We start from the raw sequence: 22,720 nt of genomic DNA on the forward strand, positions 1-22,720 counted from the left end.
CGCGGCCTACTTCGCCAGCGGCAGCGCCGCAAGCTCCGCGATCACCCAGGTCAGCGGGGCGAACACGGCCAGCAGTGCGGCCGCCCGCAGCGCGGTCGCGGCGCGCAGTACGGAGGCGGGAGCGCCCATCCGCAGCAGCGCCTCGGCGGTGTGGGCGCGGGCCTGCTTCGCCTCCAGGGCCGAGGTCAGCAGCGTCGCCACCGTGCACCCGAGGACCAGCACCGCACCGAGCGCGGTGAGCGGACCCCAGGGGCGCTCGTCGCCCCCGTACAGCGCCGAGGCGGCGATCACCGCGGCGAACACCGCGCAGACGATCCCGAGCGGGCGGCCGATCCGGCGCGCCTCGTCCATCAGGACCCGGCCCGCCAGCAGGCGTGCGGCACCCGGGCGCACCGCCTGGAGCGCCCGCCCGCACAGATACGTCAGACCGGGACCGGCGACGGCCAGGCCGGCCGCGGCCAGCGTCCAGCCGGCCAGCACCGCCACGGGGGTCGCGTCGAACCGGCCCGGCAACGGGAACGCGCTGCCCGCCGCGTCCCGGGACGCGTACGCCTCGACCGCCAGCCCCAGGGCCACCAGCGCCACACCCCACGGGAGACCGCTCGGCGCGGGGGCGGGCTCCGGCAGCTCCTCGGAGCCGAAGGTGTCCCGGGCCGGGTCGGGCCGCGACCGCAGCGCCAGCGCGCTCGCCGTCGCCGACACCACCGGTACGAGGGCGAGCAGCATCAGCGCGGCGGCCAGCGGCAACGGAGTGCCCGCGCCGAGGAGTTCCGCCGCTCCGCCGTCGAACGGCATCCCGGTCAGATCGCCCCGCAGATGCAGGAAGAACAGCAGCGCCACCATCGAGCCGAGCGTGGTGGAGACGGCCGTCGAGACCGCGGCCAGGACCGAGAGCCGTACCGGGCCGAGGCCCATTGAGGAGAGACCGGGCCGGGGGCGCGTGCTCGGATCCGTACGGGCCACCGCCACGGCGAACATCACGGTGGCGGCGAGCGGAACGAAGCACCACAGCAGCCGTAGCACCGAACCGGCGGACGCGGGGTGCGCGGAGGCGTACCCCAGGGAGCACAGGAGGAGGAAGCCGACACCGGCGGAGGCGGCGGCGACGAGGAGCCGCCGGACCAGGACGAGGGGGTGTGTACCGCGGGTCAGACGGAGAGCGAGCACGCCGCGCTGCCCTCCGTATCGGCGGGTACGCCGGGCAGGGCGACGGTGGCGACGCGGCGGCCGTCCAGCAGGGAGACGGTCCGGTCGGCGAGGGCGGCGACCTCCGCGTCATGGGTGGCCAGGACCACCGTGATGCCGTGCGAGCGGGCCGCGGCGGTCAGGGTGCGCAGGAGTTGGGAGCGCTCGGCCCGATGCAGGGTCGCGGTGGCCTCGTCGGCGAAGAGCACCGTCGGCCGCCCGCAGAGGGCCCGGGCGACGGAGACCCGCTGGCGTTCGGCCTGGAGCAGGGCGTGCGGGCGCTTCTTGGCGAGCGGAGCGATGTCCAGGCGCTCCAGCCACTCCGTGGCGGCCTTCTTGGCGGCCCGGTGCGAGGCGCCGCGCAGCAGCAGCGGCAGCGCCGCGTTCTCCCAGGTGGTCAGCTCGGGCACGAGCTCCGGGTCGGCGCCGATCCAGCCGAACCGTTCCCTCCGCAGCTGCTCGCGCACCCGCGGAGTCATGGTGTGCACGGGGACGCTGTTGAACCAGACCTCGCCCTGCTCGGGCACCAGCCGGCCCGACAGGCAGTGCAGCAGGGTCGTCTTCCCGCTGCCGCGCGGGCCGGTCACGGCCAGGATCTCGGCGTCGCGGACGGAGATGGAGACACCGCCGAGACCGGGCGATCCGTTGTGGGAGTGGTGCAGGGAACGCGCCCAGATCACGTCGTTGTCCGGCGGGGCCACCATGGCGTACACCTCGGTTCGGATGAATTTTCCCGTTCCCCCGTACGGGGGAACGAGGACGCGGCCGATCGGTCACTGGGCACCGTAGATAGTCGGACCGGGGTGTACGCACAGCACGCGGCCCGGACGCTCCCCTTCTCACTCGAAAGGGTGCATCCGGGCCGGGTGGACCGTATGAAATGACCGCTGAATGATGATCATCCGGCGTTCATGCGAGGGTCAGAGCTTCGTCCACGCCTCTGTCAGCACGGCCCGCAGGATGCCCTCGATCTCGTCGAACGTCGACTGGTCGGAGATCAGCGGCGGCGCGAGCTGGACGACCGGGTCGCCGCGGTCGTCGGCCCGGCAGTAGAGGCCGTTGTCGTACAGCGCCTTGGAGAGGAAGCCGTAGAGGACGCGCTCGGTCTCCTCGTCGGTGAACGTCTCCTTGGTGGCCTTGTCCTTCACCAGCTCGATGCCGTAGAAGAAGCCGTTGCCGCGGACGTCGCCGACGATCGGCAGGTCGTGCAGCTTCTGCAGCGTGGTGAGGAAGGCGTTCTCGTTGTCCAGGACGTGCTGCGTGAGGTTCTCACGCTCGAAGATGTCCAGGTTGGCGAGGCCGACCGCCGCGGAGACCGGGTGGCCGCCGAAGGTGTAGCCGTGCAGGAAGGTGTTGCCGCCTTGGTAGAACGGCTCGGCGACGCGGTCCGAGACGATGCAGGCACCGATCGGGGAGTAGCCGGAGGTCATGCCCTTCGCGCAGGTGATCATGTCCGGCACGTAGCCGAACTTGTCGCAGGCGAAGATCGTGCCGAGGCGGCCGAAGGCGCAGATGACCTCGTCGGAGACGAGCAGCACATCGTACTTGTCGCAGATCTCGCGGACCCGCTGGAAGTAGCCGGGCGGCGGCGGGAAGCAGCCGCCCGCGTTCTGCACGGGCTCCAGGAAGACCGCGGCGACGGTCTCCGGGCCCTCGAAGAGGATCTCCTGCTCGATCTGGTCGGCGGCCCAGCGGCCGAAGGCCACCGGATCGTCGCCGAAGAGCGGGGCGCGGTAGATGTTGGTGTTCGGCACCTTGTGCGCGCCGGGGACCAGCGGCTCGAAGGGGGCCTTGAGGGCGGGCAGGCCCGTGATGGACAGGGCGCCCTGCGGGGTGCCGTGGTAGGCGACCGCGCGCGAGATGACCTTGTACTTGGTCGGCTGGCCCTTGAGCTTGAAGTACTGCTTGGCCAGCTTCCAGGCGGTCTCGACGGCCTCGCCGCCACCGGTGGTGAAGAAGACCTTGTTGAGGTCGCCCGGGGCGTAGTCGGCGAGACGCTCGGCCAGCTCGACGGCCTTCGGGTGGGCGTAGGACCACACCGGGAAGAAGGCGAGCTCCTGGCCCTGCTTGTACGCCGTCTCGGCGAGCTCGTGACGACCGTGGCCGGCGTTGACCACGAACAGGCCCGAGAGGCCGTCCAGGTAGCGCTTGCCCTTGTCGTCGAAGATGTACGTTCCCTCGCCACGCACGATGGTGGGAACGGGCGCGTTCTCGTAGTCCGACATGCGGGTGAAGTGCATCCACAGGTGGTCGTACGCGGTTCGGCTGAGGTCCTTGCTCACGGCTATCGGGTTCCCCACATATAGGTCTGCTTCTTGAGCTTGAGGTAGACAAAGCTCTCGGTGGAGCGCACGCCGGGAAGGGTCCGGATGCGTTTGTTGATCGTCTCCAGCAGGTGGTCGTCGTCCTCGCAGACGATCTCCACCATCAGGTCGAAGGAGCCCGCGGTCATCACCACGTACTCGCACTCGGCCATGGCCGACAGGGCTTCGGCCACCGGGTCGAGGTCGCCCTCGACATTGATGCCGACCATCGCCTGGCGCCGGAATCCCACGGTGAGCGGGTCCGTGACGGCGACGATCTGCATCACGCCCTGGTCGAGCAGCTTCTGGACGCGCTGGCGCACAGCCGCTTCGGAGAGGCCCACGGCCTTGCCGATCGCGGCGTACGGACGCCGTCCGTCCTCCTGGAGCTGCTCGATGATTGCGAGGGAGACGGCATCGACCGCTGGCGGCGATCCGTTCCCGGTCCTGGAGTCTGCGCTGCGACTGGCCACACATCCACTCTGCACCGCACTCGTCTGTCTCGCAACCCCAGATCGATGAAATTCGTTGAGTGAGCGTGCGGAACCGACTGAATCCGAAGCTGGTGGTGGTTGCCTATGTCGAAAGCGTCACCGGACCGATTAGGGTGGGTGTCTCACCCATCGGACAGCCGACAGGAGGGGTGGTCATGACCACCGAGGTGCGCCGTCTGCGCAACTACATCAACGGGGAGTTCCGGGACGCCGCGGACGGGCGGACCATCGATGTGGTCAGCCCGGTGACGGAAGAGGTCTACGCGACCTCGCCGCTCTCCGGCCAGGCCGACGTCGATGCCGCCATGGAAGCCGCCGCGGCCGCCTTCCCGGCCTGGCGCGACACGACGCCCGCGGAGCGTCAGAAGGCCCTGCTGAAGATCGCGGACGCCTTCGAGGAGCGCGCGGAGGACCTGATCGCGGCCGAGTCGGAGAACACCGGCAAGCCGATCGGGCTCACCCGCAGCGAAGAGATCCCGCCGATGGTGGACCAGATCCGCTTCTTCGCCGGTGCCGCGCGCCTGCTGGAGGGCCGCTCGGCCGGCGAGTACATGGAGGGCCTGACCTCCATCGTGCGCCGCGAGCCCGTCGGCGTGTGCGCGCAGGTCGCGCCGTGGAACTACCCGATGATGATGGCCGTCTGGAAGTTCGCCCCGGCGCTCGCCGCGGGCAACACCGTCGTGATCAAGCCGTCCGACACCACCCCGGCGTCGACCGTGCTGATGGCCGAGATCATGGGCCAGATCCTGCCCAAGGGCGTCTTCAACGTCCTGTGCGGCGACCGGGACACCGGCCGCGCGATGGTCGAGCACCCGACCCCGGCGATGGCCTCCATCACCGGTTCCGTACGGGCCGGCATCCAGGTCGCCGAGTCCGCCGCCAAGGACGTCAAGCGTGTCCACCTGGAGCTCGGCGGCAAGGCGCCCGTCATCGTCTTCGAGGACGCCGACATCGCCAAGACCGTCTCGGGCGTCTCCGAGGCCGGCTTCTTCAACGCGGGCCAGGACTGTACGGCCGCGACCCGGGTCCTGGTCCACGAGTCCATCCACGACGAGTTCACCGCCGCGCTCGCCAAGGCCGCCGCCGACACGAAGACCGGGCAGCCGGACGACGAGGACGTGGCGTACGGCCCGCTCAACAACGCCAACCAGCTGAAGCAGGTCAGCGGCTTCATCGAGCGGCTCCCCGCCCACGCCAAGGTCGAGGCGGGCGGCCACCGGGTCGGCGACAAGGGCTACTTCTACGCCCCGACCGTCGTCTCCGGCCTCAAGCAGGACGACGAGATCATCCAGAACGAGGTCTTCGGGCCCGTTATCACGGTCCAGTCGTTCACCGACGAGAAGCAGGCGGTGGAGTACGCGAACGGCGTCGAGTACGCGCTCGCCTCCTCGGTCTGGACCACGAACCACTCCCGCGCCATGCGCATGTCCAAGAACCTCGACTTCGGCTGCGTGTGGATCAACACCCACATCCCGCTGGTCGCCGAGATGCCGCACGGCGGATTCAAGAAGTCCGGCTACGGCAAGGACCTCTCCGCGTACGGCTTCGAGGACTACACCCGCGTCAAGCACGTCATGACGTCCATCGAGGACTGATCCACGGATCGTCGCGGTGTACGGCCCCGGGCTCCGACCCGGGGCCGTACGCGTGCGCCCTCCTCTGTACAACGTGTGCGGGGCGGGACCGTCCCGCTGGACGCTTGGTCCATTGTCCGAGCGTCCGCCGACGGGCATTCTGCGCGGGTGCGAGCGATCAGGAAGAACCTCATGTCCCGCCGTTCCCTGCTGCGCGCCCTCGGGGCGGGTGCGGCCGGCACCACCCTGGCCGGCTGCGGGGTGCCCGCGGCCTTCGTCGAGCCGGGGGACCGGGCCGGACACGACAGCTCCGCCACCGACCGCACGCTGCACTTCGCCAACTGGCCGCTCTACATCGACACCGACGACGACGACGAGTCGAAGCGGCCCACCCTGGACGCCTTCTCGGAGCGGACGGGGATCTCCGTCACGTACACCGAGGAGATCAACGACAACGACGAGTTCTTCGGGAAGATCAGCCCCGCGCTGATGAACCGCCAGCAGACCGGCCGGGACCTGATCGTCATCAGCGACTGGATGGCGGCGCGCTTCGTCCGGCTCGGCTGGGTCCAGGAGATGGACCGGGCGACGCAGCCCAACGTGGCCAAGTACCTGGATCCTCAGCTGCGTTCACCCGCCTTCGACGAGGGGCGGCGCCACAGCGTCCCGTGGCAGTCCGGGATCACCGGTATCGCGTACAACCGGAAGCGGCTCGGCCGCGAGATCCGCTCCACCGGCGACCTGTGGGCGGACGACCTGCGCGGCCGGGTCACCCTGCTCTCCGGCCTTGACGAGTCGTTCGCGCTGCTGATGCAGGGCAACGGCGTCGACATCACCCGCTGGACGTCCGAGGACTTCCACGAGATCTGCGAGCAGACGGAGCGCCGGGTCCGCTCCAAGCACATCCGCCGCTTCACCGGCAACGACTACATCAAGGACCTCGCCACCGGCGATGTGCTCGCCTGCCAGGCCTACTCCGGCGACGTCATCCAGCTCCAGGCCGACAACCCCGACATCGAGTTCGTCGTCCCCGAGGAGGGCGCCGAACTGTGGGCCGAGTCCCTGATGATCCCCAACCTCGCCCGCCACAAGCGCAACGCCGAGCGGCTGATCGACCATTACTACGCCCCCGAGGTCGCCGCCGAACTCGCCACCTGGGTCAACTACGTCTGCCCGGTCCCCGCCGCCCGTGACGTCCTCGCCTCCTCGAAGGACGAGGAGACGGCCGCGCTCGCCGAGGATCCGCTGATCTTCCCCGACGACACGATGCGCGAACGGCTCGCCATCGCCCGCGACATCACCTCCGAGGAGCGAATGGACTTCGCCAAGAAGTGGAACTCCATCGTCGGCTTGTGAACCCGTAACAGGGCGGCGTGAAGAGGGCGTGAAGGCGGGCGTACGCTGCGGATATGAGCGAGCGACACGCCCTCACCCGGCGTATACGCAGGTGGCTGGTCCTCTTCATCGTCTGTCTGGTGCTGAGCGGGATCACGGCTTTCCCGCTCGTCACCGAACTCCGCTGGGCCGAGGATCTCCTGAGCGCCTCCGCCTCCCCGGTCCCCGAGCACCTCCCGGGCCTGATGGAGTGGATCACCCGGGTCCGCGAAGGGCTCGACACCATCGAACGCGACACGCCCTTCATGCTGTACGGCACCGACTGGCTGGCCTTCGCCCACCTGGTCATCGCCGTCGCCTTCTACGGCCCCTACCGCGACCCGGTCCGCAACATCTGGGTCATCGAGTTCGGCGTGATCGCCTGCGCCGGGATCATCCCGCTCGCCCTGATCTGCGGCCCGATCCGGGACATCCCGTTCTGGTGGTCCGTGATCGACATGTCCTTCGGGGTCTTCGGCGTCATCCCCCTGCTGATCGTGCGGCGCATGATCAAGCGGCTGGAGGCGCTGGAGCAGGCGCCGGCCCCTACGGCCCCTGTCCCGGCGAGCGCCTGAGTCTCACGGCTTCCGGGCCACCACACCGAACTGCGCGACCTCCGGCTCCCGAGGGTTCGTACGCCAGCGGGAGCAGGAGACGACCCCCGGCTCCAGGATCTCCAGACCGTCCAGGAACGAGGCGAACTCCTCCCGGCTGCGGGCGGTGATCGGCGGGGTGGCGTTCTCGTTCCAGAAGCGCATCGCCGCCTCGTTGCCCTCGCCGCCCAGCTCCAGCGTCGGGTGCGTGAGCACCAGGTGGCTGCCGGAGGGCACGGCCGCCATCAGGGTGCGGACGATGGACCGCGCCTCGTCCGTGTCCAGGATGAAGTTGAGGATGCCGAGCATCATCACCGCCACGGGACGCCCGAGGTCCAGGGTGGGTTCCGCCGCCTTCAGGATGCGCTCCGGGTGGTGTGCGTCCGCGTCGACGTACTCGGTGGCGCCCTCCAGCGAACTGCTGAGCAGGGCCCGCGCGTGGGCCAGCACGATCGGGTCGTTGTCGACGTAGACGACACGGGCGTGCGGGGCGGTGTGCTGGGCGATCTCGTGGGTGTTGTCGGCCGTCGGCAGGCCGGTGCCGATGTCCAGGAACTGGTCGATGCCCACGTCCCCGGCCAGATGGCGCACCACCCGGCCGAGGAACGCCCGGTCCGCGCGGGCCACTTCGCCGATGCTCGGGTACATCCCGGTCACCTGGTCGCCCACCGCCCGGTCCACCGGGTAGTGGTCCTTGCCGCCCAGCCAGTAGTTCCAGACCCGGGCGTTGTGCGCGACGTCGGAACGTATCCGGGCGGGGGCCTCGGCCCGCGGTCGGTTCTCACTCACGTCTGCTGCTCCTCGGTACCCATCGGCGCGTCACGGCACCGACCATCATGCCGGACCGATCAAGAGCCCCTCAGTGCAGGGGAGTTGGATCGCAGCTTGTGGAGGGCGTCGATCCGGTTGGTGGTGATCGAGTCGACGCCCCGCTCGATCAGCCGGCGCATCGTGCGCTTCGTGTCGGCCGTCCAGGCGGAGACGAGGAACCCGTCCCGGTGCGCCCGGTCGGCCAGTTCGCGGCTGACGAGCCCGAAACGGTAGTTGAGCCAGCGCGGCTTCACCGCCTCCAGCAGGACCGGGCGCGGCGGGGCGAGCGTGTTCCAGGTCAGCGCGATCTCCGCGGCCGGGTCCACGGCGCGCACCCGCAGCATCGCGTCCGCGCCGGCGCAGTAGTACGCCCGCTCGCCCGCCCCGCACTCCAGGACCGTACCCACGATCTTCCTCACCGAGGCGTCCGTGGAGCCGGGCAGGTCCACCATCACCCGGTGCCCCCCGGTGGCGTCCAGCGCCTCGCGCAGGGTCGGCACCCCGCCGCCGGTCAGCTCCAGCACCTCCTGGTGGGTGAGCCGGTCGACGCGCCGGTCATGGCCCCACAGCCGCTCCAGCGTCGTGTCGTGGAGCAGGACGGGCACCCCGTCGCGGGTCACCCGCACGTCGATCTCGACCGCGTCCGCCCCCCGGTCCAGGGCGGAGCGGATCGAGGGCAGCGTGTTCTCGCGGGCCCGGTACGGGTCGCCGCGATGCGCGACGGCGGTGAGGGGGGAGGTGGTGTCGGCCATGGGGCCATTGTGACGACCGGGGTCAGCGGGCGGGGCCCCGGAGCCAGTTCGCCGTGTACGTGTCGATCTCCTCGGCCAGCCGCCGCTTGCCGGCCGGGTCCAGGAACGAGGCCTCCACCGCGTTCTTCGCGAGGCCGGCGATGCCCTGCTCGTCCAGCTTCAACAGCCGGGCGGCGACCGCGTACTCGTTGTTCAGGTCGGTGCCGAACATGGGCGGGTCGTCGCTGTTGACGGTGACCAGGACGCCCGCCTGCACCATCTCCCGGATCGGGTGGAGCTCGATGTCGGTGACCGCGCGGGTGGCGATGTTCGACGTCGGGCAGACCTCCAGGGCGATCCGGTGCTCGGCGAGGTGCTCCAGCAGCTTCGGGTCCTGGACGGAGCTGGTGCCGTGGCCGATGCGCTCGGCGCGCAGCGAGGTGAGAGCGTCCCAGACGGTCTGCGGTCCGGTGGTCTCCCCGGCGTGCGGCACCGAGTGGAGGCCCTCGGCGATGGCCCGGTCGAAGTAGGGCTTGAACTGCGGGCGCCCCACCCCGATCTCCGGTCCGCCGAGGCCGAAGGAGACGAGCCCCTCGGGCCGCCGCTCCACCGCCAGCCGGGCCGTCTCCTCGGCCGCCTGGAGCCCGGCCTCGCCCGGGATGTCGAAGCACCAGCGCAGGATGACGCCCAACTCGGCCTCGGCGGACGTGCGGGCGTCCTCGATGGCCTCCATGAAGGCCACCTCCGGGATGCCGCGCCGGGTCGAGCTGAACGGGGTCACGGTCAGCTCCGCGTACCGGATGTTCTGCCGTGCCATGTCCCGCGCCACCTCGAAGGTGAGCAGCCGGACGTCCTCCGGGGTGCGGATCAGGTCCACCACCGAGAGGTAGACCTCGATGAAGTGCGCGAAGTCGGTGAACGTGAAGTAGTCGGCCAGCGCCTCCGGGTCCGTGGGGACCTTGGAGTCCGGGTGCCGGGCGGCCAGTTCGGCGACGATCCGGGGCGAGGCGGACCCGACATGGTGGACGTGGAGCTCGGCCTTGGGCAGCCCGGCGATGAAGGGGTGCGGATCGGTCATGTGTCTGTCTCCCACAGTTCGGCGTGTACATCGGCGGAGCCCCGGGGGTGGTCCGGCCGGCTGCACCGATCATCGTAGGCGGGGTGAGGTGTCGCGGAGCCGGGCCGTAGCATGACGGGACCACGATGGGGGAGGCCCATGTCAGACAACACAGAGCAGCCCGGGGGCGGGGCCGCGCCGCGCGATCCGTGGGCACCGCCGGACAGCAGGGTGGACCTGGGCAAGCAGGCCGCCGCCCCGCCGCCGCCCGCCGTGCACGACCAGCAGACCGTGACGTCGATGCCGAGTGCGGGGCCGGCGCCGGAGGGCACCGGACCGATACCCGCGGGCGGGGGCTTCGGCCCGCCGCCCTCGACCGTACCGCCGCCGGTCGGCCCGGGCGGCCCCGGTCAGGCGCCGCCGCCCCCGACGGCCGGGCACTACGGCTACCCGGCACCTCCGGCACAGCCGTACGGCGGCTACCCGGGGTACGACGCCTACGGCGGCCAGCAGCCCTGGGGGCCCCAGCCCTCGAACGGCCTCGGCACGGCCGCGCTGGTGCTCGGCATCATCTCGGTGGTCGGCTTCTGCATGTACGGGGTGAACATCATCCTCGGCATCCTCGCCCTGATCTTCGGCATCATCGGCCTCGGCCGGGCCAAGCGCGGCGAGGCGACCAACCGGGGCATGGCGATCGCCGGCATCATCACGGGCTCGGTCGGCATCGTGCTCGGGTCCGTGCTCCTCGGCTTCATCATCTGGGCCGTCGCCAACGGCGATTCCAGCTTCGACGACACCTACGACGACGACCCGTTCGCCACGTCGCTGGTCATCGAGGGCCGCGGCTAGCCCCGGGGGACGTACCGCATCCGCCGCCCGGTCCCGCAGGGAACCCCTTCCCCGCCGGACCGGGCGGCGCTGTCGTACCTGTGGTCGAGAAGGCCCGCAGCCGGGCTAGACCGTCCGCAGTCGAACCCGCGCCTCCATCAGCGCGAACCCCAGCAGATTCAGCCCCCGCCACTCCTGCGGCCGCTCCACCCGCTCGTCGTCCGCGGCCAGCCCGATGCCCCAGATCCGGTCCAGCGGGGACGCCTCCACCAGCACCCGGTCGCCCGTGCCCAGCAGATAGCCGGCCAGCTCAGGGCTCTGCCCGAACTTGTGCGTGCTGCCCTCCACCACCAGGGCGAACCGCTCCCGTATCCACAGGTCCTCGTCGAAGCCGCGCACCAGCCGCCCCGCCTTCTTGGCCGCCGCCGGACCGCTCGCCTCCACAGCCGCCTTCTCCGCCTCCGTATCGCCGAAGAGGCGGGCCTTGCCGGCCATCATCCAGTGCTCGGCGCTCGCGTACGTGACGCCGTCCACGGTGAACGGCGACGGCCACCACTGGCTCAGGCAGCTCGGCCCGAGCCGGCCGTCCGGGCGCGGGCGGTGGCCCCAGAACGGCAGATACTTCACCCGCTTGCCCCGCGCCACGTCGGCCACAAGCTCATCGATCGGTCCCATGGCATGTGAGTGTGGCATCCGCCACTGACACTCCGTACGGGGATTTCCGCACCGACACGACACATGGTCGACAGATTCCGTCGCGTAACCAAAAGGCAACAACGGAATCACTTGTTGGGCCTGGACCCCTCTGTCAGGATCGGCACTCAATTCACGAAGAGGCTACGCCGACCCCGCGCAGCGGGTACAGCGGCGGAGGAGAGCGTCATGAGCAACGGCTTCCAGGTTCAGGACCGCTTCGCGGAAGGTGCGCAGTACATCGGCGGCAAGCTGCTCCCCGGCACGTCCGGCCGCCACCACCACGTGGTGAACCCCGCGACCGGCGAGAGCGTCCTGCGGTACGAGCTGGCCGGCACCGAGGACGTGGACGCGGCCGTCGCCGCCGCCCGGGCCGCCTTCCCCGGCTGGTCGGCAGCCACCCCCGGCGAGCGCTCCGAGGCCCTGCACCGGTTCGCCGCAGTCCTCGCCGAGCAGGCCGACGACTTCGCGTACGCGGAGTCCCTCCAGTGCGGCAAGCCGCTCAAGCTCTCCACCGAGTTCGACGTCCCCGGCACCGTCGACAACGCCGCCTTCTTCGCGGGCGCCGCCCGCCACCTGGAGGGCAAGGCCGCCGCCGAGTACGACGGCGACCACACCTCGTACGTACGGCGCGAGGCGATCGGTGTCGTCGGCTCCATCGCCCCCTGGAACTACCCGCTCCAGATGGCCGCCTGGAAGGTCCTCCCGGCCGTCGCCGCGGGCAACACCATCGTCCTCAAGCCGGCGGAGCTCACCCCGCTGACCTCGTTGATGTTCGCCCAGGCGGCCACCGAGGCGGGCATCCCCGACGGCGTCATCAACATCGTCACCGGCGCGGGCAAGGAGGCCGGCGAGCACCTCGTCGGCCACCCCGATGTCGTCATGACCTCCTTCACCGGCTCCACGGCCGTCGGCAAGCGGGTCGCGGAGATCGCCACCGCCACCGTCAAGCGCCTCCACCTGGAGCTCGGCGGCAAGGCCCCCTTCGTGGTCTTCGACGACGCCGACCTGGAGGCCGCCGTCCACGGCGCGGTCGCCGGTTCCCTCATCAACACCGGCCAGGACTGCACCGCCGCCACCCGCGCCTACGTCCAGCGCCCCCTCTACGACGCCTTCGTCCGTGACGTCGCCGCGCTCATGGAGACCGTCCGCCTCGGCGACCCGTTCGACGCGTCCACCGACCTCGGCCCCCTCATCAGCCACGCCCAGCGCGACCGCGTCGCCGCCTTCGTCGAGCGGGCCCGCGGCTACGCCCAGGTCGTCACCGGCGGCGAGGCCCCCGGCGGCGACCTCGCGGACGGCGCGTACTACCGGCCCACCCTCGTCGCGGGCGCCGCCCAGGACAGCGAGATCGTCCAGTCGGAGATCTTCGGCCCCGTCCTGGTCGTCCTCCCCTTCGACACCGACGACGAGGGCATCGCGCTGGCCAACGACACCCCGTACGGACTGGCCGCCTCCGCCTGGACCCGCGACCTGTACCGCGCGAACCGCGCCACCCGCGAGATCCAGGCGGGCTGTGTGTGGGTGAACGACCACATCCCGATCCTCTCCGAGATGCCGCACGGCGGATACAAGGCCAGCGGCTTCGGCAAGGACATGTCGGTGTACTCCTTCGAGGAGTACACGCAGGTCAAGCACGTCATGTACGACAACACCGCGGTCGCCCGCAAGGACTGGCACCGCACGATCTTCGGGGACCGATAGCAGCTGCCGCGCGATCGGGGCCCGTCCACGAGTACAGGCCCCGGCGGCCTCCCACCCGAAAGGGCAAACACGTATGGAGAGTTACGAGCCCGAGCGCCTCTCGTCCGCCCAGCTGGCGGCCGTGAAGCGTTCCCTGACCAGCGGCAGGGGAGCCCTCACCCGCCGCTCCCTGCTGCGCGCCTCCGGTATGGGCGCCCTCGCGCTGGGCGGGATAGCCACCCTCGGCGCCTGCGGCATCCCGCCCGCCGGACGCGCCGAGGGAGCCGCCGCCGCCGACGACCACTCGGAGAAGGAGAAGGAAGTCACCTTCTCCAACTGGACCGAGTACATGGACGTCAGCGACGACGAGAAGACCCGCCCCACCCTCGCCGCGTTCACCGAACGCACCGGGATCAGGGTCAAGTACACCGAGGACATCAACGACAACGTCGAGTTCTTCGGGAAGATCAAACCGCAGCTCGCCGCCGGCCAGAACACCGGGCGCGACCTCATCTGCGTCACCGACTGGCTGGCCGCCCGCATCATCCGGCTCGGCTGGGCACAGAAGCTCGACCCCTCGAACCTTCCCCACGCCTTCGCCAACGTCTCCGCCCAGTTCCGCACCCCCGACTGGGATCCCGGCCGCGCCTACTCCTACCCCTGGACCGGCATCCCCACGGTCATCGCGTACAACGCGAAGGCGACCGGAGGCCGCAAGGTCGACTCGGTCACGCAGCTCCTGGACGACCCGAAGCTCAAGGGGCGCGTCTCCTTCCTCTCCGAGATGCGCGACACCGTCGGCATGACCCTCCTCGACCAGGGCAAGGACCCGGGGAAGTTCACCGACGCCGACTTCGACGGCGCGATCGGCCGGCTCCAGAAGGCCGTCGACAAGAAGCAGATCCGCCGCTTCACCGGCAACGACTACACCGCCGACCTCAGCAAGGGCGACATCGCCGCCTGCGTCGGCTGGGCCGGGGACATCATCCAGCTCCAGGCCGACAACCCGGACATCAAGTTCGCGATCCCGGCCGCCGGTTACATCACCTCCAGCGACAACCTCCTGGTCCCCGCGCAGGCCCGGCACAAGACCAACGCCGAGAAGCTCATCGACTACTACTACGAGCCGCCGGTCGCCGCCCAGCTCGCCGCGTACATCAACTACGTCTGCCCGGTCGACGGCGTACGTGACGAACTCGCCAAGATCGACGAGTCGATGGCCTCCAACACCCTGATCCTCCCCGATAGGGAGATGGCGGCGAAGTCCCGCTCCTTCCGCTCCCTGAGCACGGAGGAAGAGACGGCGTACGAAGAGAAGTTCGCCAAACTCATCGGCGCCTGACCAGGCACCTCACCGGTACACCGCCAGGTCACCCCTTCCCCGTACTCCCCCGAACACACTGGGACCGCGACCCATGACACAGCAGCAGCAGACCGCGGGCGGCGATGTCCGCCTCGTCGGGATCAGCAAGACCTACGGCTCCTTCATTGCCGTACAGCCGCTCGACCTGACCGTCCCCCAGGGCTCCTTCTTCGCCCTGCTCGGCGCCTCCGGCTGTGGCAAGACCACCACCCTGCGGATGATCGCGGGGCTGGAGGAGGCCACCACCGGCACGGTGCTCCTCGGGGAGAAGGACATAACCGACCTGCCCCCGTACAAGCGGCCGGTCAACACCGTCTTCCAGAGCTACGCCCTCTTCCCGCACCTGGACATCGCCGAGAACGTCGCCTTCGGGCTGCGCCGGCGCGGCATCAAGTCGGTGAAGAAGCAGGTCGACGACATGCTGGAGCTGGTCCAGCTCGGCGACTTCGCCCGCCGCAAACCGCACCAGCTCTCCGGTGGCCAGCAGCAGCGCGTCGCCGTCGCCCGCGCGCTCATCAACCACCCGCAGGTCCTGCTGCTGGACGAGCCGCTCGGCGCCCTCGACCTCAAGCTCCGCCGTCAGATGCAGCTGGAGCTCAAGCGGATCCAGACCGAGGTCGGTATCACCTTCGTGCACGTCACCCACGACCAGGAGGAGGCCATGACCATGGCCGACACCGTCGCGGTGATGAACGGAGGCCGAGTCGAGCAGCTCGGCGCCCCGGCCGACCTGTACGAGAACCCGCGCACCACGTTCGTCGCCAACTTCCTCGGCACCTCCAACCTCATCGAGGGTGAGATCGTCTCCTCCGGCACCGACCTGGTCGTGGCCGCGGGCGGCGGGAAGCTCACCCTGCCCCGCGAGCGGTGTTCGGCCCCCACCACCAGCGGCGGCCGGCTCCTCCTCGGTATCCGGCCCGAGAAGATATCCCTGGCCCACGCGGACGACGCGGATGACATCGCCGCGGGCCGCAACCGCGTCACCGGCCGCATCACCGACTCCAGCTTCATCGGCGTCTCGACGCAGTACGTGGTCGAGAGCCCGGCCGGGACCGCTCTCCAGGTCTACGAGCAGAACGTCGACAGGCGCGCGGGACTCCTGCCCGGCGCCGAGGTCGTCCTGCACTGGAACCCGGCCCACACCTTCGGCCTCGACGCCGCCCAGGACATCGACGCGGGCGCCACCAGCGTGGAGGACGCGGAGTGAGCCTCACCGAAGCGCCGCCCGCGCCCCCCGCACAGCCCGAGGAGCCCCGGAAGCTCACGCTCCGCAAGCCCTCCACCCGTAAACGCCTCATCCCGTACTGGCTGCTGCTCCCCGGGATCCTGTGGCTGCTCGTCTTCTTCGCGCTGCCGCTGGTCTACCAGGCCTCCACCTCCGTACAGACCGGCTCCCTGGAGCAGGGCTTCGAGGTCACCTGGCACTTCCAGACGTACGTGGACGCGCTGCGCGACTACTACCCGCAGTTCATCCGGTCCCTGCTGTACGCGGGCACCGCCACGATCCTCTGCCTGCTGCTCGGCTACCCGCTCGCCTACCTCATCGCCTTCAAGGCGGGCCGCTGGCGCAACCTGGTGCTGGTGCTGGTCATCGCCCCGTTCTTCACCAGCTTCCTCATCCGTACGCTGGCGTGGAAGACGATCCTCGCCGACGGCGGCGCGGTCGTGGAGGTGCTCAACACCCTGCACGTCCTGGACGTCACCAGCTGGCTCGGCTGGACCGAGTCCAACCGGGTCCTCGCCACCCCGATGGCCGTCGTCTGCGGTCTGACGTACAACTTCCTGCCGTTCATGATCCTGCCGCTCTACACCTCGCTGGAGCGGATCGACGGCCGGCTGCACGAGGCGGCGGGCGACCTCTACGCCACCCCCGCCACCACCTTCCGCAAGGTGACGTTCCCGCTCTCCATGCCGGGCGTCGTCTCCGGCACCCTGCTGACCTTCATCCCGGCCAGCGGTGACTACGTCAACGCCGAGCTGCTGGGCTCCACCGACACCAAGATGGTCGGCAGCGTCATCCAGAGCCAGTTCCTGCGGGTCCTGGACTATCCCACGGCCGCCGCGCTCTCGTTCATCCTCATGGCGATCGTCCTGCTGATGGTCACCTTCTACATCCGCCGCTCCGGGACGGAGGACCTGGTCTGATGCCCCTACTGCGCTGGATACGCCGGAACCTGATAGTCATCGCGGGTCTGCTGACCCTCGCGTACATGATCCTGCCGAACATCGTCGTGATGGTGTTCTCGTTCAACAAGCCCAATGGGCGCTTCAACTACGCGTGGCAGCGGTTCTCGCTGGACGCCTGGAAGGATCCCTGCGGTGTCGCCGACCTCTGCGGATCCCTTTCGCTCTCGCTCCAGATCGCGTTCTGGGCGACGCTCGGAGCCACCGCGCTCGGCACGGCCGTCGCCTTCGCGCTGGTCCGCTACCGGTTCCGGGCGCGCGGCGCGATCAGCTCGCTGATCTTCCTGCCGATGGCGATGCCCGAGGTCGTCATGGCCGCGTCGCTGCTCACGCTCTTCCTGAACATGGGCGCCCAGCTCGGCTTCTGGACCGTGCTGATCGCGCACATCATGTTCTGCCTCAGCTTCGTGGTGACGGCCGTCAAGGCGCGCGTGATGTCGATGGACCCGAGACTGGAGGAAGCCGCCCGTGACCTTTACGCGGGCCCCGTGCAGACATTCGTACGGGTGACCCTTCCCATCGCGGCCCCCGGAATCGCGGCGGGAGCGCTGCTCGCCTTCGCGCTCTCGTTCGACGATTTCATCATCACGAATTTCAACGCGGGCTCCACCGTCACCTTCCCCATGTTCGTCTGGGGATCGGCGCAGCGCGGCACGCCCGTGCAGATCAACGTCATCGGCACCGCCATGTTCATCATTGCGGTAACGATGGTTCTCGTCGGCCAGCTCATCGCGAGCCGACGGAAGAGCAACGCTCGAACCTGAAAGTCCTGAAGGAGTTGGAAACCATGGCCCCAGCTGCCATGAGTATCGCTGCCCAATCACTCTCCGGCGCCAAGCCGGTCTCCTACTGGCTGGACGACCCGGCCAAACCCGACGCGCTCCCCGCCCTGACGGGCGACGAGCACGCCGACCTCCTGGTCATCGGCGGCGGCTACAGCGGACTGTGGACCGCGCTCATCGCCAAGGAGCGCGACCCCGGCCGGGACGTCGTCCTCATCGAGGGGCACGAGGTGGGCTGGGCCGCCTCGGGCCGCAACGGCGGCTTCTGCGCCGCCTCCCTCACCCACGGCCTGGCCAACGGCGTGGAGCGGTGGCCGGACGAGATCGCGAAGCTGGAGGAGCTGGGGGAGCGGAACCTCGACGCCATCGAGGCCGCCGTCGCCCGCTACAAGATCGACTGCGAGTTCGAGCGGACCGGTGAGATCGATGTCGCCACCGAGCCCCACCAGCTCGAAGAGCTGCGGGAATGGCACGAGGAGCTCGTGAAGCTCGGCATCACGGGCGTGGACTTCCTGGACCGCGACGCCCTGCGCGCCGAGGTCGACTCGCCCACCTTCCTCGGCGGCCTCTGGGACCGGAACGGCGTCGCGATGCTGCACCCGGCCAAGCTCGCCTGGGGCCTGAAGCGAGCCTGCCGGGAGCTGGGCGTACGGATCTACGAGCACACCCGGGGCCTCGACCTCGTGCGCTCCGGCCAGGGGATGGCTGTGCGTACGCCGTACGGCCGGGTCTTCGCCCGCCGGGTCGCGCTCGGCACCAACATCTTTCCGTCGCTCGTGAAGCGGGTCCGCCCGTACACCGTGCCGGTCTACGACTACGCGCTGATGACCGAACCGCTCACCCCCCAGCAACTGGATTCCATCGGCTGGAAGGGGCGCCAGGGACTCGGAGACAGCGCAAACCAGTTCCATTACTTCCGGCTTTCCTCGGACAACCGGATCCTGTGGGGCGGATACGACGCGATCTATCCGTACGGGGGCCGCCTCAGCGCCGATCTGGACCAGCGACCGGAGACGTTCCTTAAACTCGCGGAGCAGTTCTTCGACTGTTTTCCGCAGCTTTCCGGACTGAATTTCTCACACGCCTGGGGCGGCGCGATCGACACCTGTTCCCGCTTCACGGCCTTTTTCGGGACGGCCCATCAGGGACGGGTCGCGTACGCCGCCGGATATACGGGTCTCGGCGTCGGATCGACGCGTTTCGGGGCGGATGTGATGCTGGATCTCCTCGCCGGCGAGGAGACCGAGCGGACCCGCCTGGACATGGTCCGCTCGAAGCCGATGCCGTTCCCACCGGAGCCGTTCGCCTGGGCCGGCATCGAGATCACCAAGCGGTCCCTCGCCCGCGCCGATGTCAACGGCGGACACCGCAATCTGTGGCTGAGGACCATGGACAAGCTGGGGCTGGGCTTCGACAGCTGACACCCCGTCCAACAGTGTGACCCACTTCACTGCCGACGAGTGGCCCCAACCCGCGTCATAGTTCGCGTCCGACGCTCTCTCCTCCGTGTACGCACCGGCAGGACCCTGCCGGTGCTCACGTCAACGGGAGGCTGGTCATGACTGGCTCGGAGACCAGGGCCGCGGTCGAGTGGCTCACATCGGTGGCACCGGATCCGGGTGCCTGTCGGTGGGAGTGGGAGCGGAACCCGCAGGGGATCGCGCTCCTTCCCGCCGGCGAGTGCTGGGACGTGCTGATCCTGCCGGGGGAGCTGGGATGTCCGACGCTGGACGTGCTCACCCGCCTCATCGACCGGCCCGGTCCGGTCCTCGCCGACTTCGGCGGGTCCCGCATGGGCTTCTTCGTCCCGCCGGGCACCGCGTCGCGCTGGCTCGGTACCGGCGTCCGGGGCGCGGGCCCCGGCACCTGGATCGTCGTTCCCCACCCCGGCCGGGCGGCCGGGGGAGTGAGGTGGCTGATCCCGCCGGACGGCTCGGGGACCCTCACGGACGCGGCGCTGCTGGAGCTGGCGATGCACGAGGCGGCCGGAGCCGCGGCCCAGGGCGACCGCGAAGGAGGGTGACCCCCAGCTCGGAGGCTGTCAGGGGGTGACCTCCCCGCCAGAGGTCTTGACAACCTGATTGGTCTGGACCATGTTGTGCGCACGCCACACCCAATTCCCCCCTGCACGGAGGCTGTTGTGGAACGCACCGGACCAACCGTCAGATCTTCCGGACTTCTGGCCACCTGTACGGCCGCGGTGCTCGCTGCCGGTGCCCTGGTCGCCACGGCACCGGCGGCCGGCGCGGCGGAGGTGGACGTGGCGCGCAACGGCGGCTTCGAGGCGGGTCTCGACGGCTGGAGCTGCACCGCCGGCAGCGGGGCGGCCGTCTCCACCCCCGTACGCAGCGGTACGTCAGCCCTGAGGGCGACCCCGGCGGGCAACGACAACGCCAGGTGCTCCCAGGCGGTCACGGTCAAGCCCAACTCCCGCTACACGCTGAGCGCCTGGGTGCAGGGCAGCCCCGTCTACCTCGGCGCCACCGGCACCGGCACCACCGACGTCTCCACCTGGACCCAGTCCACCGGAGCCTGGAAGCAGCTCACCACCAGCTTCACCACCGGCCCCTCCACCACCTCCGTGAGCGTCTACACCCACGGCTGGTACGGCACCCCGGCCCACTACGTCGACGACCTCACCCTCGTCGGCCCCGGCGGCGACCCGGTGGTCGTCCCGGCCGTCCCCGCGGGCCTGCGGACCACCGCGATCACCTCCTCCTCGGTCGCGCTCTCCTGGAACGCCGTCTCCGGCGCCACCGGCTACAACGTCTACCGCGGTGGTACGAAGGTGGCCACGGCCACCGGCCCGTCCACCACCGTGACCGGACTGGCAGCCTCCACCGCGTACAGCTTCCAGGTCACCGCCACCAACGCGGCCGGCGAGTCCGCGAAGTCGGCCGCCGTCACCGCGACCACCACGGCGGGCGGCGGGGGCGGCGACGCCAAGCTCCCCGCCCGGGCGCTGGTCGGCTACCTCCACTCCAGCTTCGCCAACGGCTCCGGCTACACCCGCATGGCGGACGTGCCCGACTCCTGGGACGTCATCAACCTCGCCTTCGGCGAGCCCACCTCCGTCACCTCCGGTGACATCCGCTTCTCGCTCTGCCCGGTCGCCGAGTGCCCGAACGTCGAGTCCGAGGCGGAGTTCAAGGCGGCCGTCAAGGCCAAGCAGGCGGCAGGAAAGAAGGTCCTGATCTCCATCGGCGGCCAGAACGGCCAGGTGCGGCTCGCCTCCACCGCCGCCCGGGACGCCTTCGTCACCTCGGTCTCGAAGATCATCGACACCTACGGCCTGGACGGCCTGGACATCGACTTCGAGGGCCACTCGCTCTCGCTGAACACCGGGGACACCGACTTCCGCGCCCCGACCTCGCCGGTGATCGTCAACCTGATCTCCGCGGTGAAGACCCTCAAGGCGAAGTACGGTTCCGGCTTCGTCCTGACGATGGCGCCCGAGACCTTCTTCGTGCAGCTGGGCTACCAGTTCTACGGCTCCGGACCCTGGGGCGGCCAGGACCCGCGCGCCGGCGCCTACCTGCCGGTCATCCACGCCCTGCGCGACGACCTGACCCTGCTGCACGTCCAGGACTACAACTCGGGCCCGATCATGGGCCTCGACAACCAGTACCACTCGATGGGCGGCGCGGACTTCCACATCGCCATGACCGACATGCTGCTCGCCGGCTTCCCGGTCGCGGGCAACACCAGCCGCGTCTTCCCGGGACTCCGCCCCGACCAGGTCGCCATCGGCCTCCCGGCCTCCACCCAGGCGGGCAACGGCCACACCTCACCGGCCGAGGTCAACAAGGCGCTCAACTGCCTGACCAAGAAGACCGACTGCGGCTCCTACCAGACCCACGGGACCTGGACGGAGCTGCGCGGCCTGATGACCTGGTCGATCAACTGGGACCGGTTCGGCAACTGGGAGTTCAGCCGGAACTTCAACGCCTACTTCGGCCGCTGAGGTAGCCCACCAGACCGATGCCCGTCGCCGGGGTGAAGAGGATCGCGGCGACGGGCATCATCCATGCCGTGCTGCCGTGCCGCCGTCCTGGGGTGATTTTGACGCCTGACCACGCGGACAAGCCCTCCCGCCCGCCGTCCCCGCCGACGAGCCGCTCGGCATCCACTTCGCGGCGATCGGCCACGACACCGCGGAACTCACCGAGTGGCTCGCGGCTCTCCTGACCGCAGCCGAGGCCCGCGGCTGACCCAGCACAACGGCGCCAGCAGCACCGGCCCCAGGAACCAGCTCGCCAGCACGTCCAGCGGCCAGTGGTACCCGCGCAGCACGAGACCGACGCCCGTCGCCGCCGTCAGCAGCAGAGCGGCGGCGGGCGGGACCCACGCGCGCAGCCACGCCGGCCGGGGAACGGCGAGGAGGAGCAGCGCCGAAGCCCCGTATGCCACCGCGGCCGTCGCCGTATGGCCCGACGGGTAGTAGTTGACGGCCTCGGTCAGCGGACCCTGCCGGGCGGTGGCCACCTTCAACGGGATCACCAGCGCGGGTACGGCCGCCATGGTGAGGGCCGCGTACACCGGCAGCCGCCGGGCGCCGCGCCACAGAGCGTACGCGATCGCGCAGACGAGCACCGGGAGCGCCACCGGTACCCCGCCGAGATCCGAGAAGAGCTGGGTCAGTCCTGCCGGGCCGCGCCGGAACAGGCTCTCGCCGACGCGCTCGTCCAGCCGGATCAGCGGCCCCTCGGCCACCACCTGCCAGGTGATCAGCGCGAACAGCGCCACCAGGACGCCTAGGGAAAGAGAGGCCGGCCACCCGGGAACAGGGGGGGTTGTTCCGGGATGGCCGGCGGGACCGGGTCGCCGCGCGCCCCGGGGGGTGTGGGGCGGGCGGCCGTCCGATCGGTGAGGAGTACCGGAGCCAGAGGCTCCGGAGGCGTGCACGAAGGCACGCCCGGGACGGTGCTGGGGAAGCCCCGACCCGGAATCACCCGCGGTTTCCCGTGGGCGATGTGTTTCTCTCATCTGCAGAAACCGTACGGCAGCGAAGGGGCGGCCGACAGTCGCAGCCGCCACCCGCCATCGCCCCCGCACACCTTCTTCAC

Annotated in this window: 22 protein-coding genes; 12 read left to right on the forward strand and 10 right to left on the reverse strand. The window is 70.1% G+C overall.

All coding sequences use genetic code 11. From position 1 onward, the window contains the following. Positions 1-6: 6 nt before the first annotated feature. From AMK21_RS30150 to AMK21_RS30165, 4 genes are all read right to left on the reverse strand, one after another. A complete protein-coding gene (locus AMK21_RS30150; protein ID WP_073882330.1) occupies positions 7-1,167 on the reverse strand; it encodes a hypothetical protein in 1,161 nt (386 codons plus the stop codon). Then, complete coding sequence (locus AMK21_RS30155) at positions 1,149-1,889, reverse strand: ABC transporter ATP-binding protein (RefSeq protein ID WP_073882331.1); 741 nt, start codon at positions 1,887-1,889, stop codon at positions 1,149-1,151. Before AMK21_RS30155 ends, AMK21_RS30150 begins: the two co-directional genes overlap by 19 nt. Before the next feature lie 216 nt (positions 1,890-2,105). Beyond that, positions 2,106-3,485: an aspartate aminotransferase family protein gene (locus tag AMK21_RS30160; RefSeq protein WP_073882332.1), complete on the reverse strand. Its 1,380-nt coding sequence runs from the start codon at positions 3,483-3,485 to the stop codon at positions 2,106-2,108. Then, entirely contained in the window at positions 3,470-3,961 is a 492-nt protein-coding gene (locus AMK21_RS30165) for an Lrp/AsnC family transcriptional regulator (RefSeq protein ID WP_012378816.1), read from the reverse strand. Before AMK21_RS30165 ends, AMK21_RS30160 begins: the two co-directional genes overlap by 16 nt. Positions 3,962-4,137: 176 nt before the next feature. Between AMK21_RS30165 and AMK21_RS30170 the strand changes: the two genes are divergently transcribed. From AMK21_RS30170 to AMK21_RS30180, 3 genes are all read left to right on the forward strand, one after another. After that, on the forward strand, positions 4,138-5,577 hold the full coding sequence (locus AMK21_RS30170; protein ID WP_073882333.1) for a gamma-aminobutyraldehyde dehydrogenase: 1,440 nt from the start codon (positions 4,138-4,140) through the stop codon (positions 5,575-5,577). 171 nt (positions 5,578-5,748) lie between these two features. Next, on the forward strand, positions 5,749-6,912 hold the full coding sequence (locus AMK21_RS30175) for an extracellular solute-binding protein (RefSeq protein WP_073882334.1): 1,164 nt from the start codon (positions 5,749-5,751) through the stop codon (positions 6,910-6,912). Between the two features lie 53 nt (positions 6,913-6,965). Then, the gene (locus tag AMK21_RS30180; protein WP_073882335.1) at positions 6,966-7,505 is read left to right on the forward strand and encodes a hypothetical protein; all 540 of its coding nucleotides are present in this window, start codon (positions 6,966-6,968) and stop codon (positions 7,503-7,505) included. A 3-nt stretch (positions 7,506-7,508) separates the two neighbouring features. Here the strand turns inward: AMK21_RS30180 and AMK21_RS30185 are convergent, their stop codons facing one another. The 3 genes from AMK21_RS30185 to AMK21_RS30195 are packed head-to-tail and all read right to left on the reverse strand — an operon-like array spanning position 7,509 to position 10,142. Further along, entirely contained in the window at positions 7,509-8,312 is an 804-nt protein-coding gene (locus tag AMK21_RS30185) for an SAM-dependent methyltransferase (RefSeq protein ID WP_073882336.1), read from the reverse strand. Positions 8,313-8,371: 59 nt separating this feature from the next. After that, positions 8,372-9,085 (reverse strand): glycerophosphodiester phosphodiesterase, encoded by a 714-nt coding sequence (locus AMK21_RS30190; protein WP_073882337.1) that lies wholly within the window; start codon positions 9,083-9,085, stop codon positions 8,372-8,374. Positions 9,086-9,107: 22 nt separating this feature from the next. Next, positions 9,108-10,142: an adenosine deaminase gene (locus tag AMK21_RS30195; RefSeq protein WP_073882338.1), complete on the reverse strand. Its 1,035-nt coding sequence runs from the start codon at positions 10,140-10,142 to the stop codon at positions 9,108-9,110. A gap of 138 nt (positions 10,143-10,280) precedes the next feature. Here AMK21_RS30195 and AMK21_RS30200 point away from each other — a divergent pair, with 138 nt between their 5' ends. Continuing rightward, complete coding sequence (locus AMK21_RS30200) at positions 10,281-10,970, forward strand: DUF4190 domain-containing protein (protein WP_073882339.1); 690 nt, start codon at positions 10,281-10,283, stop codon at positions 10,968-10,970. Between the two features lie 105 nt (positions 10,971-11,075). Here the strand turns inward: AMK21_RS30200 and AMK21_RS30205 are convergent, their stop codons facing one another. Then, positions 11,076-11,624 (reverse strand): NADAR family protein, encoded by a 549-nt coding sequence (locus AMK21_RS30205; protein ID WP_073882340.1) that lies wholly within the window; start codon positions 11,622-11,624, stop codon positions 11,076-11,078. 207 nt (positions 11,625-11,831) lie between these two features. On the opposite strand from AMK21_RS30205, the gene AMK21_RS30210 reads away from it, so the two are divergent. The 8 genes from AMK21_RS30210 (at position 11,832) to AMK21_RS30245 (ending at position 21,618) form a co-directional block, all read left to right on the forward strand. Continuing rightward, complete coding sequence (locus AMK21_RS30210; protein WP_073882341.1) at positions 11,832-13,346, forward strand: gamma-aminobutyraldehyde dehydrogenase; 1,515 nt, start codon at positions 11,832-11,834, stop codon at positions 13,344-13,346. A gap of 73 nt (positions 13,347-13,419) precedes the next feature. Next, complete coding sequence (locus AMK21_RS30215; RefSeq protein WP_073882342.1) at positions 13,420-14,667, forward strand: ABC transporter substrate-binding protein; 1,248 nt, start codon at positions 13,420-13,422, stop codon at positions 14,665-14,667. 73 nt (positions 14,668-14,740) lie between these two features. Beyond that, positions 14,741-15,895 (forward strand): ABC transporter ATP-binding protein, encoded by a 1,155-nt coding sequence (locus AMK21_RS30220; RefSeq protein WP_073882343.1) that lies wholly within the window; start codon positions 14,741-14,743, stop codon positions 15,893-15,895. Beyond that, positions 15,892-16,833 (forward strand): ABC transporter permease, encoded by a 942-nt coding sequence (locus AMK21_RS30225; protein WP_073882344.1) that lies wholly within the window; start codon positions 15,892-15,894, stop codon positions 16,831-16,833. The genes AMK21_RS30220 and AMK21_RS30225 overlap by 4 nt, the downstream gene beginning before the upstream one ends. Then, a complete protein-coding gene (locus tag AMK21_RS30230) occupies positions 16,833-17,636 on the forward strand; it encodes an ABC transporter permease (RefSeq protein WP_073882345.1) in 804 nt (267 codons plus the stop codon). Before AMK21_RS30225 ends, AMK21_RS30230 begins: the two co-directional genes overlap by 1 nt. A gap of 23 nt (positions 17,637-17,659) precedes the next feature. Continuing rightward, positions 17,660-19,075, forward strand: a complete 1,416-nt coding sequence (locus AMK21_RS30235) for an NAD(P)/FAD-dependent oxidoreductase (RefSeq protein ID WP_073882346.1) — start codon at positions 17,660-17,662, stop codon at positions 19,073-19,075. Positions 19,076-19,212: 137 nt separating this feature from the next. Further along, positions 19,213-19,677 carry a hypothetical protein gene (locus tag AMK21_RS30240; protein ID WP_073882347.1) on the forward strand — a complete coding sequence of 155 codons (465 nt, stop codon included), beginning with the start codon at positions 19,213-19,215 and terminating at the stop codon, positions 19,675-19,677. A gap of 117 nt (positions 19,678-19,794) precedes the next feature. After that, a complete protein-coding gene (locus tag AMK21_RS30245) occupies positions 19,795-21,618 on the forward strand; it encodes a chitinase (protein ID WP_073882348.1) in 1,824 nt (607 codons plus the stop codon). Here the strand turns inward: AMK21_RS30245 and AMK21_RS36390 are convergent. Both AMK21_RS36390 and AMK21_RS30250 read right to left on the reverse strand, forming a co-directional pair. Then, positions 21,596-21,802: a hypothetical protein gene (locus AMK21_RS36390; protein WP_234422079.1), complete on the reverse strand. Its 207-nt coding sequence runs from the start codon at positions 21,800-21,802 to the stop codon at positions 21,596-21,598. The genes AMK21_RS30245 and AMK21_RS36390 overlap by 23 nt on opposite strands. Before the next feature lie 13 nt (positions 21,803-21,815). Further along, a complete protein-coding gene (locus tag AMK21_RS30250) occupies positions 21,816-22,640 on the reverse strand; it encodes a phosphatase PAP2 family protein (RefSeq protein WP_073882349.1) in 825 nt (274 codons plus the stop codon). Between the last annotated feature and the right edge of the window lie 80 nt (positions 22,641-22,720).

The sequence above is a fragment of the Streptomyces sp. CB00316 genome (assembly GCF_001905595.1).
Classification (GTDB): Bacteria; Actinomycetota; Actinomycetes; order Streptomycetales; family Streptomycetaceae; genus Streptomyces.

Coding starts and splice junctions, on each gene's coding strand:
- AMK21_RS30235 (WP_073882346.1), top strand. CDS start 17,660: ATGGCCCCAGCTGCCATGAGTATCGCTGCCCAATCACTCTCCGGCGCC.
- AMK21_RS30220 (WP_073882343.1), top strand. CDS start 14,741: ATGACACAGCAGCAGCAGACCGCGGGCGGCGATGTCCGCCTCGTCGGG.
- AMK21_RS30230 (WP_073882345.1), top strand. CDS start 16,833: ATGCCCCTACTGCGCTGGATACGCCGGAACCTGATAGTCATCGCGGGT.
- AMK21_RS30240 (WP_073882347.1), top strand. CDS start 19,213: ATGACTGGCTCGGAGACCAGGGCCGCGGTCGAGTGGCTCACATCGGTG.
- AMK21_RS30210 (WP_073882341.1), top strand. CDS start 11,832: ATGAGCAACGGCTTCCAGGTTCAGGACCGCTTCGCGGAAGGTGCGCAG.
- AMK21_RS30200 (WP_073882339.1), top strand. CDS start 10,281: ATGTCAGACAACACAGAGCAGCCCGGGGGCGGGGCCGCGCCGCGCGAT.
- AMK21_RS30170 (WP_073882333.1), top strand. CDS start 4,138: ATGACCACCGAGGTGCGCCGTCTGCGCAACTACATCAACGGGGAGTTC.
- AMK21_RS30250 (WP_073882349.1), bottom strand. CDS start 22,640: ATGAGAGAAACACATCGCCCACGGGAAACCGCGGGTGATTCCGGGTCG.
- AMK21_RS30205 (WP_073882340.1), bottom strand. CDS start 11,624: ATGGGACCGATCGATGAGCTTGTGGCCGACGTGGCGCGGGGCAAGCGG.
- AMK21_RS30190 (WP_073882337.1), bottom strand. CDS start 9,085: ATGGCCGACACCACCTCCCCCCTCACCGCCGTCGCGCATCGCGGCGAC.
- AMK21_RS30175 (WP_073882334.1), top strand. CDS start 5,749: ATGTCCCGCCGTTCCCTGCTGCGCGCCCTCGGGGCGGGTGCGGCCGGC.
- AMK21_RS30195 (WP_073882338.1), bottom strand. CDS start 10,142: ATGACCGATCCGCACCCCTTCATCGCCGGGCTGCCCAAGGCCGAGCTC.
- AMK21_RS30155 (WP_073882331.1), bottom strand. CDS start 1,889: ATGGTGGCCCCGCCGGACAACGACGTGATCTGGGCGCGTTCCCTGCAC.
- AMK21_RS30215 (WP_073882342.1), top strand. CDS start 13,420: ATGGAGAGTTACGAGCCCGAGCGCCTCTCGTCCGCCCAGCTGGCGGCC.
- AMK21_RS30180 (WP_073882335.1), top strand. CDS start 6,966: ATGAGCGAGCGACACGCCCTCACCCGGCGTATACGCAGGTGGCTGGTC.